At 63.4% G+C, this 13,679-nt stretch carries 17 protein-coding genes, 1 pseudogene and 1 riboswitch; of the genes and pseudogenes, 9 read left to right on the top strand and 9 right to left on the bottom strand.

The genetic code is table 11. The features are described 5' to 3' along the window. Nucleotides 1-134: 134 nt before the first annotated feature. From tolA to ydfG, 5 genes are all read right to left on the bottom strand, one after another. On the bottom strand, nt 135-1,148 hold the full coding sequence (gene tolA, locus BGRAMDRAFT_RS06350; protein WP_006047862.1) for a cell envelope integrity protein TolA: 1,014 nt from the start codon (nt 1,146-1,148) through the stop codon (nt 135-137). Then, nucleotides 1,145-1,591: a protein TolR gene (gene tolR / locus BGRAMDRAFT_RS06345; RefSeq protein WP_006047861.1), complete on the bottom strand. Its 447-nt coding sequence runs from the start codon at nt 1,589-1,591 to the stop codon at nt 1,145-1,147. Before tolR ends, tolA begins: the two co-directional genes overlap by 4 nt. 10 nt (nt 1,592-1,601) lie before the next feature. After that, nucleotides 1,602-2,279 carry a protein TolQ gene (tolQ, locus tag BGRAMDRAFT_RS06340; protein WP_006047860.1) on the bottom strand — a complete coding sequence of 226 codons (678 nt, stop codon included), beginning with the start codon at nt 2,277-2,279 and terminating at the stop codon, nt 1,602-1,604. Between the two features lie 157 nt (nt 2,280-2,436). Further along, nucleotides 2,437-2,916, bottom strand: coding sequence for a tol-pal system-associated acyl-CoA thioesterase (gene ybgC / locus BGRAMDRAFT_RS06335; protein ID WP_006047859.1), 480 nt, complete (start codon nt 2,914-2,916; stop codon nt 2,437-2,439). Nucleotides 2,917-2,974: 58 nt separating this feature from the next. Continuing rightward, a complete protein-coding gene (gene ydfG / locus BGRAMDRAFT_RS06330) occupies nt 2,975-3,721 on the bottom strand; it encodes a bifunctional NADP-dependent 3-hydroxy acid dehydrogenase/3-hydroxypropionate dehydrogenase YdfG (RefSeq protein ID WP_006047858.1) in 747 nt (248 codons plus the stop codon). A 238-nt stretch (nt 3,722-3,959) separates the two neighbouring features. Beyond that, nucleotides 3,960-4,068: riboswitch (ZMP/ZTP riboswitch) on the top strand. A 166-nt stretch (nt 4,069-4,234) separates the two neighbouring features. On the opposite strand from ydfG, the pseudogene glyA reads away from it, so the two are divergent. The 7 genes and pseudogenes from glyA to BGRAMDRAFT_RS06295 all read left to right on the top strand — a co-directional run bounded on the left by glyA (nt 4,235) and on the right by BGRAMDRAFT_RS06295 (nt 9,037). Continuing rightward, a pseudogene (glyA, locus tag BGRAMDRAFT_RS06325) lies at nt 4,235-5,479 on the top strand (serine hydroxymethyltransferase). A gap of 6 nt (nt 5,480-5,485) precedes the next feature. Further along, the gene (nrdR, locus tag BGRAMDRAFT_RS06320; RefSeq protein WP_006047856.1) at nt 5,486-5,968 is read left to right on the top strand and encodes a transcriptional regulator NrdR; all 483 of its coding nucleotides are present in this window, start codon (nt 5,486-5,488) and stop codon (nt 5,966-5,968) included. 205 nt (nt 5,969-6,173) lie between these two features. Next, entirely contained in the window at nt 6,174-6,734 is a 561-nt protein-coding gene (locus BGRAMDRAFT_RS06315; protein ID WP_006047855.1) for a GspH/FimT family pseudopilin, read from the top strand. 29 nt (nt 6,735-6,763) lie between these two features. Then, complete coding sequence (locus tag BGRAMDRAFT_RS06310) at nt 6,764-7,198, top strand: type IV pilus modification PilV family protein (RefSeq protein ID WP_409372875.1); 435 nt, start codon at nt 6,764-6,766, stop codon at nt 7,196-7,198. Continuing rightward, a complete protein-coding gene (locus BGRAMDRAFT_RS06305) occupies nt 7,195-8,007 on the top strand; it encodes a type IV pillus assembly protein (RefSeq protein ID WP_006047853.1) in 813 nt (270 codons plus the stop codon). The genes BGRAMDRAFT_RS06310 and BGRAMDRAFT_RS06305 overlap by 4 nt, the downstream gene beginning before the upstream one ends. A 95-nt stretch (nt 8,008-8,102) precedes the next feature. Further along, nucleotides 8,103-8,594, top strand: coding sequence for a pilus assembly PilX family protein (locus BGRAMDRAFT_RS06300; RefSeq protein ID WP_006047852.1), 492 nt, complete (start codon nt 8,103-8,105; stop codon nt 8,592-8,594). 11 nt (nt 8,595-8,605) lie between these two features. Further along, nucleotides 8,606-9,037, top strand: coding sequence for a type IV pilin protein (locus BGRAMDRAFT_RS06295; RefSeq protein WP_006047851.1), 432 nt, complete (start codon nt 8,606-8,608; stop codon nt 9,035-9,037). A 58-nt stretch (nt 9,038-9,095) separates the two neighbouring features. Here the strand turns inward: BGRAMDRAFT_RS06295 and BGRAMDRAFT_RS06290 are convergent, their stop codons facing one another. The 3 genes from BGRAMDRAFT_RS06290 to BGRAMDRAFT_RS06280 all read right to left on the bottom strand — a co-directional run bounded on the left by BGRAMDRAFT_RS06290 (nt 9,096) and on the right by BGRAMDRAFT_RS06280 (nt 10,488). Continuing rightward, nucleotides 9,096-9,560 carry a DUF3318 domain-containing protein gene (locus tag BGRAMDRAFT_RS06290; RefSeq protein ID WP_006047850.1) on the bottom strand — a complete coding sequence of 155 codons (465 nt, stop codon included), beginning with the start codon at nt 9,558-9,560 and terminating at the stop codon, nt 9,096-9,098. 97 nt (nt 9,561-9,657) lie between these two features. Then, on the bottom strand, nt 9,658-10,044 hold the full coding sequence (locus BGRAMDRAFT_RS06285) for a phage holin family protein (protein ID WP_006047849.1): 387 nt from the start codon (nt 10,042-10,044) through the stop codon (nt 9,658-9,660). 141 nt (nt 10,045-10,185) lie between these two features. Then, entirely contained in the window at nt 10,186-10,488 is a 303-nt protein-coding gene (locus BGRAMDRAFT_RS06280) for an ElaB/YgaM/YqjD family protein (RefSeq protein ID WP_006047848.1), read from the bottom strand. A gap of 339 nt (nt 10,489-10,827) precedes the next feature. Between BGRAMDRAFT_RS06280 and BGRAMDRAFT_RS06275 the strand changes: the two genes are divergently transcribed. Continuing rightward, nucleotides 10,828-11,466 (top strand): peroxiredoxin, encoded by a 639-nt coding sequence (locus BGRAMDRAFT_RS06275; RefSeq protein ID WP_006047847.1) that lies wholly within the window; start codon nt 10,828-10,830, stop codon nt 11,464-11,466. Between the two features lie 142 nt (nt 11,467-11,608). Here the strand turns inward: BGRAMDRAFT_RS06275 and BGRAMDRAFT_RS06270 are convergent, their stop codons facing one another. Next, the gene (locus BGRAMDRAFT_RS06270) at nt 11,609-12,799 is read right to left on the bottom strand and encodes an acyl-CoA dehydrogenase (RefSeq protein ID WP_006047845.1); all 1,191 of its coding nucleotides are present in this window, start codon (nt 12,797-12,799) and stop codon (nt 11,609-11,611) included. A gap of 93 nt (nt 12,800-12,892) precedes the next feature. Here BGRAMDRAFT_RS06270 and BGRAMDRAFT_RS06265 point away from each other — a divergent pair, with 93 nt between their 5' ends. After that, on the top strand, nt 12,893-13,678 hold the full coding sequence (locus BGRAMDRAFT_RS06265; protein WP_006047844.1) for an IclR family transcriptional regulator: 786 nt from the start codon (nt 12,893-12,895) through the stop codon (nt 13,676-13,678). The last annotated feature ends 1 nt before the right edge of the window (nt 13,679 follow it).

Below are 13,679 nucleotides of genomic sequence, written 5' to 3'. Positions count from 1 at the left end.
CTGTATGGATTCCCCAAAAACGGTTTTACTAAAGCTTCGCGACAGCAGACAGACCGGAAAACGACTATTTCGTTCCCGAGTGCGCCGCGCCGAAAGGGGCGCGGGGCCTGCTGTCACCCACTGTCAGGCTGCCGTCAACCGGCCGGCCGCAACGTGATCCTGAAACTCCCCGGCGTTTTTCCGTCGATGTCCTGAGGCATCGGATCGGAACGCTGAACGGCTCGCAGCGCGGCATCGTCCCACGCCGCATTGCCGCTGCTGTGCGCGATCGTCGCGCTCAACAGCGTGCCGGTCGGCGAGCAACGAACGGCGATCACGGTCTCGAGACCCTCGGTCTCGCCACCCCACGAAATGTTCGGCCGCACCACGCGCCGAACCTTGTCCGCATAACCGGGCGATGCCGCATTGCCGCCCGAGCCGCTGCCCGTGCCGCTCTTGCCGAGGCCATTGCCGGTCGAGCCCGGAGGCCCTGCCATGCCCTGCATTTGCGCGAGGCGCGCGCGACGTTCGGCGTCGAGTTTCTTCGCCTGCGCCGCGGCTTCCGCTTGCGCCTTTGCCTTGGCCGCCTTCTGCGCATCAGCCTTCTTCTGCGCTTCGGCTTCGGCCTGTTTCTGCTGTTCGTCCTGCTGTTCTTTCAGTTGCTGCTTTTTCTGCTCGGCCAGTTGCTGTTGCTTGAGCTTGTCCGCCTGTTGCTGCTGTTGCAGTTGTTTCTGCTTCGCCGCCGCGGCCTTCTGCGCAGCCAGTTGCGCCGCCTGTTCGGCCGCGAGTTGCTGCTCGCGCTTCGCCTCAGCTTCCTGCTGAGCCTGGAGCTTCTGCTGACGCTGCTGTTCCGCGAGTTGCGCCTCGCGCGCCGCTTCCTGCTGCTTGCGCTTCTTTTCCTGCAACGCGATGTCGGCCTGTTCGTCGGGCACCGGCGGAGCAGGCGCAACAGGTACGGGCGGCGGCGTGACCGGGCGCGGAATCACGCTGTCCGGCACCTCGGTCCACAGTTCCGCTTCGGCACCTTCGGGCGTGCTGTTTTGCCACTGGATGCCGTGATACAGGAAGAACCCGAGCAGCGCATGCATCACCAGCGCGAACGCAAAGGCTCGCCCGGTGCCGCGTTCACGCGGTGGCTGGAGCGGATAGTCGGTGTTCTTACGGATCATTGCGATTTGACGAGCAATCCAACGCGTTTGACGCCGCGAGCCTTGAGCTCGGACATCACATTCATCACGACTTCATACTTCACGGTCTTGTCGGCGGCGATCACGACAGGCTGATCGGGATGCGACTGCGCGCGGTCGGCGATGAAGCCGTTAAGCCCGGCTTTCGTCATGTCCTCCTGCTGCTGCGCGCCCGCGTCGTCCTTGTACTTGACGCTCATGTTGCCGTCCGCGCGAATGTTGACGATCACGGGCGGCGTTTGCTGCTGCGGCGCGGCGCCGCCGACTGTCGGCAGATTGACGATGGACGGCGCGACGAGCGGCGCGGTCACCATGAAGATGACGAGCAGCACGAGCATCACGTCGATATACGGCACGACGTTGATGTCGGACATCGCGCGGCGCGAGCGGCCGCCGCGCATGCTGGAGGAGCGAGAGCCTGCCATCGTGGACTCCTTAGTGCGCCTGGCGCTGCAAGATGTTCGAGAACTCTTCGATGAAGGTCTCGAAGCGGATCGCCAGACGGTCGATGTCGTGCGCGTAGCGGTTATACGCGACCACCGCGGGAATCGCGGCAAAGAGGCCGATCGCGGTGGCGGTCAATGCCTCGGCGATGCCCGGCGCGACGTTCGCAAGCGTGGCCTGCTGCACGTTGGCGAGTCCGCGAAACGCATTCATGATCCCCCAGACCGTGCCGAACAGACCGATATACGGGCTGACCGAACCGACCGACGCGAGAAACGCGAGGTTGGCCTCAAGCACGTCCATTTCACGCTGGAACGCGGCACGCATTGCACGGCGCGCGCCGTCGAGAATCGCGCCCGGGTCGTTCAGGCGTTTCTCCTTGCCCTTGAGAAATTCGCGCATGCCGGATTCGAAAATTCGCTCTAGCGCGCCGATGGTGTGACGGTTATTCGCGGCACTTTGATACAGCGCCTGCAGGTCGCCGCCCGACCAGAAATCGCGTTCGAAACGCTCAGTTTGCGCGCGCGCCCGGCGGATCGCAAACCACTTGCGGAAGATGAAAGTCCACGACAACAGCGACAGCAGCAGCAGGAGGGCCATGACGGCCTGCGCCAGCAGGCTCGCATTGAGTACGAGAGAAACGATCGACAGATCTTGTGTAGTGTTCATAAAGGTTCGTTTTATCGTCCCGAAAGGGGGCGTCCGGCTTTGCAAGGCCACACGAAGCTTGCCGTGAGCAAAACGGAAGCTTCGGCGGTGACGCAAGCCGAACCATGCTTGGTGCTGCTTGATCGATGCGAGTTCACTGGCGCCGTAACAACGGGAGTCAGCCTGCGTTCGTTGACACGCCGCCCTCGCTGACGCCGGGTCCGCGCCGCAAAGCGGCCAGCACCGGCGAAGGAATCGCGGCGGGGCGCAGCGCTGTGCGCTCGACGCAGCCGACCCGGATCGAGCCGGTAGCAAGCAACGTGCCGTCGCGCCACGCTTCCTGCACGAAGTCGACGGATGCCTTGCCAAGGCGCTCGATGCGGCTGACGACTTTCACCACGTCGTCGAGACGTGCCGGCGCCCGATAATCGACCGCCGTGCTACGGACGATGAAAATGGCGCCCGTTTCGTCGGCGAGCCGGTTCTGGTCGATCCCGCAGGCGCGTAGCCATTCGGTGCGCGCCCGTTCAAAGAACTTCAGGTAGTTCGCGTAAAACACGATGCCGCCGGCGTCGGTATCTTCGTAATACACGCGGATGCCCCACGTGTGGCCGATTTCCGCGCCTGGCTGGCTTGTCGTCATATTCATGCGGCGCATTTTACCGGAACGCACACCGCGAGGTCTGTTTCAAGATGTGCGCGCGGCCTGGCGGGCCTCAGCCGCGATGAACGCTCAAACCGGCGAACGATTGCGCGACCGGCATCAGTTCGATCGTGTTGATGTTGACGTGGGCCGGGCGCGTGGCGATCCAGTAGATCGAATCGGCGATGTCCTCGGCCGTGAGCGGCTGCACGTTCTCGTAGACCTTGCCGGCCTTCTGGTCGTCGCCGCGATAGCGCACGTTCGAGAACTCCGTGCCGCCGCACAGGCCCGGCTCGATGTCGGTCACGCGCAGCGCGGTGCCGGCAAGGTCGGCACGCAGATTCAGGCTGAACTGCCGCACGAATGCCTTCGTCGCGCCGTAGACGTTGCCGCCCGGATAAGGCCAGTGGCCCGCGACCGAGCCAAGGTTGAAGACATGGCCGCGGTTGCGCTCGACCATGCCGGGCAACAGTGCATGCGTGACCTGAACGAGCCCGGTGCAGTTCGTTTCGATCATCGTCTGCCATTCGTCCAGGCTCGCTTTATGAGCCGGCTCCACGCCGAGCGCGAGGCCGGCGTTGTTGACGAGCACGTCGATGGCGGCGAAGTCGGCCGGCAACGAGGCGGGCACCGCCTCGACGGCCGCGCGGTCGCGCACGTCCAGCTCGTAGGGCAGGAGAGCGTCGCCGAGTTCGTCGGCGAGCGCTTGCAGGCGGTCCTTGCGGCGGGCGGTGGCGACGACGCGGTGGCCGCCTTTCACGAAGGCACGAGCGATGGCGGCGCCGAATCCTGCGGACGCCCCGGTGACGAACACGATCATTGCAGTTCCCTGGTCGGTAGGAGAGAAAGGCCCCAAGCCTACTTCCAATGCGGCGCTGCGGCAAGGATCAACGAGCCGGAGGAGTCGCGTCGCGAGAACTGCGCAGCCGCCGCGCGACAGGCTTTCGCGGCACGGTTCGGCACTGCCTGTCGGGCCTTCTGCCGGGTCTTTTTCGGCGCCCTTTGCGGCGGCCGAAAGCCGGTTGCCTATTCGATCCTCTTCCAATAAACTAACGCGCTCATCCCTGCGTGACTGGCGATAGAACCGGTTTTGACAATCGGGTTCAAGGTGGAAAAACCCACCGTGAAGCGCGGGGTGCCGTTTTGCCGTTCGCCTGGGCAGCCGTGATCCGCGCGCATTCATCTGCGCTGACGGTGGCTGTCCTGCCTTGCGTGTGCGGCGACTCTTCCTCCGCCACGTCAGGCCAAGCCCAGCCGCCAGCAGCGCCGCGTACCCTCTACGCAAGATTCGGCGCACGATCCGGTCAACCTGAAAACACTCAACGGAATCCGTATGTTTGACAGAGCCCAAAGCACCATCGCCAACGTCGACCCTGAACTGTGGAAGTGATCGAGCAGGAAAACCGCCGTCAGGAGAGCACATCGACTGATCGCGTCCGAAAACTACACGAGCCCGGCTGTGATGGCTGCGCAAGGCTCGCAACTCACCAACAAATACGCCGAAGGTTATCCGGGCAAGCGCTACTACGGCGGCTGCGAATATGTCGACGTGGCCGAGCAGCTTGCGATCGACCGTGTGAAGCAACTGTTCGGCGCCGAAGCCGCCAACGTGCAGCCGAACTCCGGCTCGCAGGCGAACCAGGGCGTGTTCTTCGCGATGCTCAAGCCGGGCGACACGATCATGGGCATGAGCCTCGCGCACGGCGGCCACCTGACGCACGGCTCGCCCGTCAACATGTCGGGCAAGTGGTTCAACGTGGTCAGCTACGGTTTGAACGAAGCGGAAGACATCGACTACGACGCTGCCGAAAAGCTCGCGCAGGAACACAAGCCGAAGCTGATCGTCGCAGGCGCGTCCGCTTTCGCGCTGCGCATCGACTTCGAGCGTCTGTCGAAGATCGCGAAGTCGGTCGGCGCGTATTTCATGGTCGACATGGCGCACTACGCCGGCCTCATCGCCGCGGGCGTCTATCCGAACCCGGTGCCGCACGCGGATTTCGTCACCACGACCACGCACAAGAGCCTGCGCGGCCCGCGCGGCGGCGTGATCCTGATGAAGGCCGAATTCGAGAAGCAGATCAACTCGGCAATCTTCCCGGGCATTCAGGGCGGTCCGCTGATGCATGTGATCGCCGGCAAGGCTGTCGCGTTCAAAGAAGCGCTGTCGCCGGAATTCAAGACGTATCAGCAGCACGTTGTCGAAAACGCTCGCGTGCTCGCGGAAACGCTGGTGAAGCGCGGCCTGCGCATCGTCTCGGGCCGCACCGAAAGCCACGTGATGCTGGTCGATCTGCGCGCGAAGAAGATCACCGGCAAGGCTGCGGAAGCCGCGCTCGGCGCAGCGCACATCACGGTCAACAAGAACGCGATTCCCAACGACCCGGAAAAGCCGTTCGTGACGAGCGGTATCCGTCTCGGCTCGCCGGCCATGACCACGCGCGGCTTCGGCGTCAAGGAAGCGGAGCAGGTGGGTAACCTGATTGCCGATGTGCTCGACAACCCGGAAGACGCCGCCACGATCGAACGCGTGCGTGGTCAGGTCGCCGAGTTGACGCAGCGCTTCCCGGTCTACCGCTAAGCCGCCATGCATTGCCCTTTCTGCCGTCACGCCGATACGCAGGTCGTCGACTCGCGTGTCTCGGAAGACGGCGCGACGATTCGCCGGCGCCGCCGCTGCCCGGCCTGCGACAAGCGTTTTACGACGTATGAGCGGGTCGAGCTGGCGTTGCCGGCGGTCGTCAAGAAAGACGGCAGCCGCACCGAATTCGATCGCCGCAAGATTGTCGCGAGCATGCAACTGGCGCTGCGCAAGCGTCCGGTTGCAGCGGACGCGATCGACGCGGCCGTCGCCCGTATCGAATATCAACTGCTGGGCAGCGGCGAGCGCGAAGTGCGCAGCGAACGTCTCGGCGAACTCGTCATGAACGAGTTGCGCGCGCTCGACACCATTGCCTACGTTCGTTTCGCCTCCGTCTACCGGCGCTTTGAAGACGTCTCCGAATTCGAAGACGTGATCGAAGAGTTCCGCCGCGCCTCTTCTCCTCCCAAGCCTTCCCGCAAGCGCTGATCGGAAGCCCGCCGCCCGGCGCTTCCTGTCGTTTCTGTTTTGCCGCGTGGCTTGACGTTTCTGCATTTGCCGCTCCGATTGTGGTTCGTCGCGTGAATTCTCGCGTGCGGTAGCGTCTGAATACCACCTGGCCATTCGGCCGATTGTTGGACGGTCCGCGAATCGCTAGATTGGCTGCATTCTTTGAAAACGTTCAGGGATGCAGATGAAACAACATGCAATCGCTTCGTCGCCATGCGGCGCATTTACGCTTATCGAAACGCTGGCCGTGATCGCGCTGCTCGCGGTGATCGTGATGATGGCGACGCCATCGTTCGTAGCCTGGCAGGTGCGCGATCAGGTCGACGCACGTGCGAACGCGCTCGTGTCCACGCTTGCGTATGCACGCAGTGAGGCATTGCGCCGCGGCGCCCGCGTGATCGTATGCAGGACGGACGCGGCGCGTCACTGTCTTGCCGCCGGGCAGCCGTGCGGCAATGGCGTCGCCGACTGGTCTTGCGGTTGGGCCGTATTGGCCGAGCGCGGCGGCACGTCTACGCTGTTGCGCGCGCATGCCTCGGTTGCGGCGGTGAGCATCGCCGGCACGCAGACGAATCTCACGTTCACACCGCCTGCTGGTCAACTGATCGGCACGTTTCGCAGCTTCGACATTGCGCCGCGAACGCCATCGAAAGCAACGCAGGGCGATAAGTGGCGGCGCTGCATTCGCATCGCGGCGGGTGGTCGCACGCGAATTACGGACGGCGCGTGTGGGGCGGCGTCGTGAGCCCGTTGGTCAGAAGGTCTTTGCGGCGGCTGCAGGCACGGCCTCACCGCAGTTGCAACAAGCGCCGCGGTAGTTCGTTGATCGAAGTGATGCTGGCCGTCGCGGTGATGGCAGTCACGGCGCTCGGTCTCATCGCCGGGCAATTGTGGACGGCGCGCGAGGCGCGAGCAATGTCGATGCGCGAACACGCCGCATGGATCGCCGATTCGGTCGCCGAAGCGGTGTCTGCGCCGTCAGCGAACGACGCCGCGCTTAACGCATGGCGCTCGCGAGCGGCGACGCTGTTGCCGGGCGGCGACGCGTCGGTGATCGGCATAGGAGGCGTGTCGGCGGCCCGCGTCACTTGGACGGCTCCGCGCAACGCGCCGCACGCCGCCGACGACGTGATCGACAAGCCCGAGCCGTGCGGCGGAGTGGATGCGCCCGTGGGCCTTTCGTGCGTCGCATTGGCGTTCGTCAAATGATGCCGCATGCGCATGACGTGCGCGGCCATACGCTGATCGAGCTCGTGATCGCGCTTGCGCTTGGACTCATCGTGACCGCGGGCGCCGTCTCGCTTTACACGATGCAGCGAGCCGCCTTCGACCGCGCGAACAATGCGCTGCGTATGCGCGATGCCGGCTTGACTGCGTTGACCGTCGTTGGCCAGCAGTTGCAGATGGCGGGCTTCGTGCCGGCCGACGCCACGCAATATCGTGCGCCAACGTCGTTGTTCGGCTGTTCGGGCGGGCATCCGACAGGCACGGACGACAGCCGTCCGACGTGCGAGACATTGACGGGCAAATCGGACGGCGTCGCGGTGCGATACGTTGGAGACAGCGTGTCGACCTGGCCGTCGGCCACGGGACAGACGACGGACTGCCTCGGACAAGCTGTCACAGCCAACAGCGCTGCGCTCGGCGATCGCGGCGTGCCGGTGGTCAATCGCTTTTACGCGAAGGCGAGCAGTTCGACCGGAGAGCCGGAACTGTACTGCGAAGGCAACGGCAAGACAGGGTCCGCGCAACCGCTCGTCGAAGGTGTGGAGCGGTTGCGCATCAAGTATTGGCTTGCCGGCGCGGCGAATGCAATCGACGCCTGGGCGGTGACGGCCGACCAGTGGGCCAACGTGGTCGCGGTTGACCTCTGCGTGCTAGTGCGCGGCGCGCCGCAAGGGCAGCGCTCACGTTATGTCGATTGCGACGGCGTAAGCGGTATCGCGACGGATCTGCGTCCGCGGCAAGCGTTCTGGCGGCGAGTTGCGTTGCGCAATTACGCAGGGGGCTTGTCGTGAGCGAAACGCCAGTCATGGCCGAACGCGGTTGCTTGGACGAAGCCGCTAGTCAGCAATCGGATCGACCTCGCCGCCTTCGCAGACACGCCCCGCGCATGCAGGAGCGCGGCACCGTATTACCCATCGTCCTGCTGATTTCCGCGATGCTGCTCGCGACGTCCGCGGCGTGGTTCGAGGCATCGCTCGCGGCAGCGCGTAGCGCGGTAAACGTGCGCGACTATTTGCAGGCCTTTCACGCCGCCGATTCGGCATTGACCTTATGCGCCCGCAGCGCCGTTGCATCCACGGGCCTGGGTGTGATCGCATCGCAGCCCGCCGCCCATGAGCCAGCGCAATGGAAAGTCGAGGCCACGTTCGAAGGCGCCGCTGCCACACCTTTGGCGCAATGGCCCGGCTCGCTGCGCGCGCCGCAATGCGTGGCCGAAGAGTGGCGTCTCGCCGGTCGCCCCGATGCACGCGCGTATCTGTTGACGGCGCGCGGCTTCGGCAACAAGCGCGAGTCGCAGGTATGGCTGCAGATGCAACTGGTTATCGACGGCGACAGGATCGAACGCCATTGGCGGCGCGTCGCTGCACGGCCCTTTTAGCGAGGTTGCAAATGAGAAGGCTGCATCTATCCGCATTCACCTTGCTCGAGCTGATCATCACGCTCGCGATCGTCGCTGTGCTGGCTTTGTTCGCGGTGCCTTCGTATCGCAGCCATATCGCGCGCACGTATCGGATGGACGCGGCATCGGCGCTGTTGCGCGCGGCGCAATTCGTCGAGGGCGCGGCAAGCGACAGCGTTCTTGCGCTGCCGCCCGGCTTCAACCAGGCTCCGTCATTCGGCTCGGCTGTTTATCGGTTGCGCGTGTTGCCGGCGGACGATGCAAACGGCGGCTATTCGATCGAAGCGGCGCCGGACGAATCGGGACCGATGCGAGACGACGCGTGCGGCGTCTTTACGCTCGACGCGACCGGCATGCGAAGCAATAAGACTGCGGGAAACGGTTCGGCACCGCTGACCGCGCAGTGTTGGGCCACAGGCTAGCAACGGGGCTGCTGTCTGCGCAGCAAGCCGTCTGATGCCAGCAGCATATGCGACGAATTCACCCCTCGTCGCCGGACCTTGCCGAAGCACGCGACTCGCCCTTGATCTGCTGCCATACGCGATACGCTTCCCACGCGGCGAATGCGAGACCGCCCCACTTGAGTGCGGGCTTCGCACCGGCTGCGAACGTCGCGCGCAACGGTTTCGCGAGCACGAGCGACACGATCGAACTGATCACCGGATATTGCTTCAGAAGTGCGCCGATGGTTCCGGCGTTCAGAAGGCTAGCCTTGGCGCCGCTGCCCATGCGCAGCCCGCCGAAGCCTGGCACGATGAACTTGAGCCAACTGAAGTGAGTGACGGCCTCGCGTAATTCGAGCGTGGCCTGAGCGAATTCCATGCGCTCGACGTCCGCGCGCACGAGCAACAGTTCCTTGCGCAATTCGCGCAACTGCGGTGCGCTCAAGTCTCTCGCCGGCTGGCGCTTGTTACGGTAGGCGGTGCTGGAGTAGCTATGGCTCATGGCGTGTCGGCAGTGAGAGGGGCAAGGAACAGCGCAACGAAAGGGCAATGAACAATGCTACAAACGGCTCGCAAAGCATCACACTCGTTCGCCAACGCTACGGTTTGCGAAACACGTCGCGGTCTTTTTCGAATTCGGCGATGGTGGCATCGAACACCATCGGCGCATTGCGCAGCCCGCTGCGCGCCTTTAGCGCACACACCAGTCCCGCAATCGCGTAGACGAGCGTGATTCCGGCAAGCGCCTGCCATCGGTAGGTGTCCCAGAACGCAATCGCGATCAGCGCCGTGAGGGCGATCAGGGCCATGGTGGTCAGCATCATCGCGGCAAGGCCGAGGAACAGCACGCCGAGGAGGCGATCCTTTTCTTCGGCGAGTTCAATGCCGATCAGTTCCAGACGCGTTTGCAGAATCGCCGACACCGAACTGATGATGCGGCGTAACGGACTATGTTGTTCGCGCTGCGATTGTGTGTCGATCGTCATGGCTGTGGGCGTTGCGCGGGTTGGCCGAAGCGGCGCGTGGCAAACGTGCGCGCCGGGATAAGCTGACCGGCCTGACGTGCGCCGGTCCGCTCGATTGGCTGGCATGCCGGACATCGCGTGTCCGGCACCTGCGGTGCAGTGTTACTTGCGGTTGATCAGGAGACCCAGCAGCACGCCGGCGCCCGCAGCGATGCCGATGGATGCCCACGGGTGCTCGTGAACGTAGTCGTCGGTTGCGCGAGCAGCCTTCTTGCCTTTCTCGACTACGACGACCTGCACGTCGGCCGCTTTTTCCCTGGCTTGCTTCAGGCGGGACAGCGCCGTTTCGCGCAATTCCGAAGCGCGCTCGCCCGTTGCGCTTGCGGCCTGTTTCAGCAGGTCTTCCGCGTCCGCGAGGACGGTTTTGATATCCGACATCAATCTCTCCTTGTTGACTTCCGACATTGACAGCTCCCCCTTCGTCTCACGCCACGCGTGAATCGTAACCAAAGAAACGGCGACTGGCGAGCCACTGCCCGGTTGCACCGAGCGAATGCACGAACCGTTCCCGGCGAGGTGAAACTCCCCGAACATCCACTGCGCCACTTCCGCAGTTGATGTTAGTGCATGATGGAGTTGATCTGTCCCGCAAAGTTTCCACTAAATCGGCGAAAATTACAAAACCGCATAAAGTACTGAGCCGATGTTGGTTCGCCATGTACGGTTGCTGCCGTATGCTTTATCTTTGCGGAACCACACGGGCACACGCCCACGCCAGTTTTTCAGAACCTTAAGGAGATGCAAATGAGTCTACGTCTTGGCGATATCGCACCGGATTTCGAGCAGGAGTCGAGTATCGGCCGCATCAAGTTTCATGAATGGCTCGGCGATAGCTGGGGCGTCCTGTTCTCGCATCCGGCCGACTTCACGCCGGTCTGCACCACTGAACTCGGTCTGACGGCCAAGCTCGCCGACGAATTCGCAAAACGCAACGTCAAGACGATTGCATTGTCGGTCGACAGCGCTGAGTCGCATAAGGAGTGGATCAAGGACATCAATGAAACGCAGGCCGCGAGCGTCGGCTTCCCGATTCTGGCCGACGGCGACCGCAAGGTGTCCGAGTTGTACGACATGATTCACCCGAACGCGAACGAAACGCTCACCGTGCGCTCGCTGTTCGTGATCGATCCGAAGAAGAAGGTGCGTCTTATCATCACGTACCCGGCGAGCACGGGGCGCAATTTCGACGAAGTTCTGCGCGTGATCGATTCGCTGCAGCTTACCGACAGCCACTCGGTCGCGACGCCCGGCAACTGGAAGCAGGGCGACGACGTCGTGATCGTGCCGTCGCTGAAGGACGAAGAAGTGATCAAGCAGAAGTTCCCGAAGGGCTACAAGGCACTGCGTCCGTATCTGCGCATGACGCCGCAGCCGAACAAGTAAGCTCGCGTTCGGCGCGTCGGGAAACTCCGGCGCGTCGTCAAATAAATGAAGGCCGGTTCATTGCGAACCGGCCTTCTTTTATTGCTCGCCAGAGCGCGCCGTTATCGACGCAAGCGGCGCTCCGTACATGCTCAGACAAGCCTCAGAAAAACGCCTGAATGCCCGTTTGCGCGCGGCCGAGAATCAGCGCGTGAATGTCGTGCGTGCCTTCATAAGTGTTCACGACTTCCAGATTCACCAGATGCCGCGCAATTCCGAATTCGTCCGAAATGCCGTTGCCGCCCAGCATGTCGCGCGCGAGCCGCGCGATGTCGAGCGCCTTGCCGCACGAATTGCGCTTCATGATCGACGTGATCTCGACGGCCGCAGTGCCTTCGTCCTTCATGCGGCCAAGGCGTAGCACGCCTTGCAGGCCCAGCGTGATTTCCGTCTGCATGTCGGCGAGCTTTTTCTGAATCAACTGATTGGCCGCGAGCGGCCGGCCGAACTGCTTGCGATCGAGCACATACTGACGCGCGGTATGCCAGCACGATTCGGCTGCACCGAGCGCGCCCCACGCGATGCCATAGCGCGCCGAGTTCAGGCAGGTGAACGGACCGCGCAGCCCACTCACTTCGGGAAAGCGGTTTTCTTCCGGCACGAACACTTCGTCGAGCACGATTTCGCCGGTGATCGACGCGCGCAAACCCACCTTGCTATGGATGGTCGGCGCCGACAGTCCCTTCCAGCCCTTCTCGAGAATGAAGCCGCGAATCGCGTCCTTGCCGTTTTCCTCGAGCTTCGCCCATACGACGAACACATCCGCGATCGGCGAATTCGTAATCCACATTTTCGAGCCCGACAGCGAGTAGCCGCCGTCGACCTTCTTCGCGCGCGTCACCATGCTGCCCGGATCGGAGCCGTGATTCGGCTCGGTGAGCCCGAAGCAGCCGATCCATTCGCCGGTGGCGAGCTTCGGCAGATACTTCTGCTTTTGCGCCTCCGAGCCGAATTCGTAGATCGGCACCATCACGAGCGACGACTGCACCGACATCATCGACCGGTAGCCGGAATCCACGCGCTCCACTTCACGCGCGATCAGCCCATACGCCACATAGTTGAGCCCCGGCCCGCCGTATTGCTCAGGGATGGTCGGGCCGAGCAGGCCGAGCTCGCCCATTTCGCGGAAGATCTCGATGTCCGTCTTCTCGTGACGGAACGCTTCGAGCACGCGCGGCTGGAGCTTGTCCTGTGCATACGCGGCGGCGGCGTCGCGCACCATGCGTTCGTCTTCGGTGAGCTGCTGATCCAGCAGCAACGGGTCTTCCCAGTGAAACTGCGCGGCCTCGGCCATGACATATCTCCTGATTCCTGCGTAATCCAAGCTTGACTTGAGTTCCGCTATGCGAAACAATGTTTTGCAAACGACACCCGAGTGTATCACCCGATGACGCCCGCAGCCACTTTCACCGAGCCGCTCGACGAGCGCAAATTTGTCGTCGCCCTTGCGCGCGGGCTCGAACTGCTGCGCGCTTTCAAGCCTGGCGAGACGATGCTCGGCAACCGCGATTTCGTCGAACGCACGGGTTTGCCGAAGGCGACCGTCAACCGTCTCGCGTACACGCTGACCGTGCTCGGTTATCTGCGGCTCGACGAGGCGCTAGGCAAATATGCGCTCGATGCCGGCGTGTTGTCGCTCGGTTTCGCGTTGCTGTCCGGCACGGACACATTGGAACTCGCGCGCCCGCATATGCGCGCGTTCGCGCGCGAAGTCGGCGCGGCGGTGTCGCTCGGCTGCCGCGACGGACTCGACATGATCTATCTCGACACGATTCGCAGCGAAACGGCGCTCACGCTCGGCCTCGCGCCCGGCTCGAAACTGTCGATGCTGACGAGCTCAATGGGCCGCGCGTATCTCGCCGTGCAGCCTGCCGACGTGCGCCATGCGCTGCTCGCCGAACTGAAGAAAGCGGCGGGCAAGGGCGGCGCGGCGCTGGTGGCCGAGGCCGTGAAGGAGATCGCGGCGTTCGCCGAGGAGCGCTGCTGTTATTCGTTTCGCGCGTGGCATGACGATGTGAACGCGGTCGCGGTGCCGTTTCGCGAGCCGCGCGAAGGACGCTGGCTCGTGCTGAGTTGCAGCGGGCCGGCTTCGTCGATGGGAGAAGAGGTGTTTCGCGAGAAAGTAGCGCCGAGATTGAAGACGCTTGCGCGGCGTCTGGGAGACGTGGGCTAGC

Source organism: Paraburkholderia graminis C4D1M, from assembly GCF_000172415.1.
GTDB classification, from domain to species: Bacteria; Pseudomonadota; Gammaproteobacteria; order Burkholderiales; family Burkholderiaceae; genus Paraburkholderia; species Paraburkholderia graminis.
This window is presented reverse-complemented; position numbering and strand designations above follow the sequence as displayed.

Coding starts and splice junctions, on each gene's coding strand:
- BGRAMDRAFT_RS06280 (WP_006047848.1), bottom strand. CDS start 10,488: ATGTCGGAAGTCAACAAGGAGAGATTGATGTCGGATATCAAAACCGTC.
- tolR (WP_006047861.1), bottom strand. CDS start 1,591: ATGGCAGGCTCTCGCTCCTCCAGCATGCGCGGCGGCCGCTCGCGCCGC.
- tolQ (WP_006047860.1), bottom strand. CDS start 2,279: ATGAACACTACACAAGATCTGTCGATCGTTTCTCTCGTACTCAATGCG.
- BGRAMDRAFT_RS06275 (WP_006047847.1), top strand. CDS start 10,828: ATGAGTCTACGTCTTGGCGATATCGCACCGGATTTCGAGCAGGAGTCG.
- ybgC (WP_006047859.1), bottom strand. CDS start 2,916: ATGCGCCGCATGAATATGACGACAAGCCAGCCAGGCGCGGAAATCGGC.
- nrdR (WP_006047856.1), top strand. CDS start 5,486: ATGCATTGCCCTTTCTGCCGTCACGCCGATACGCAGGTCGTCGACTCG.
- BGRAMDRAFT_RS06265 (WP_006047844.1), top strand. CDS start 12,893: ATGACGCCCGCAGCCACTTTCACCGAGCCGCTCGACGAGCGCAAATTT.
- BGRAMDRAFT_RS06300 (WP_006047852.1), top strand. CDS start 8,103: ATGCAGGAGCGCGGCACCGTATTACCCATCGTCCTGCTGATTTCCGCG.
- BGRAMDRAFT_RS06295 (WP_006047851.1), top strand. CDS start 8,606: ATGAGAAGGCTGCATCTATCCGCATTCACCTTGCTCGAGCTGATCATC.
- BGRAMDRAFT_RS06270 (WP_006047845.1), bottom strand. CDS start 12,799: ATGGCCGAGGCCGCGCAGTTTCACTGGGAAGACCCGTTGCTGCTGGAT.
- BGRAMDRAFT_RS06305 (WP_006047853.1), top strand. CDS start 7,195: ATGATGCCGCATGCGCATGACGTGCGCGGCCATACGCTGATCGAGCTC.
- BGRAMDRAFT_RS06315 (WP_006047855.1), top strand. CDS start 6,174: ATGAAACAACATGCAATCGCTTCGTCGCCATGCGGCGCATTTACGCTT.
- ydfG (WP_006047858.1), bottom strand. CDS start 3,721: ATGATCGTGTTCGTCACCGGGGCGTCCGCAGGATTCGGCGCCGCCATC.
- tolA (WP_006047862.1), bottom strand. CDS start 1,148: ATGATCCGTAAGAACACCGACTATCCGCTCCAGCCACCGCGTGAACGC.
- BGRAMDRAFT_RS06285 (WP_006047849.1), bottom strand. CDS start 10,044: ATGACGATCGACACACAATCGCAGCGCGAACAACATAGTCCGTTACGC.
- BGRAMDRAFT_RS06290 (WP_006047850.1), bottom strand. CDS start 9,560: ATGAGCCATAGCTACTCCAGCACCGCCTACCGTAACAAGCGCCAGCCG.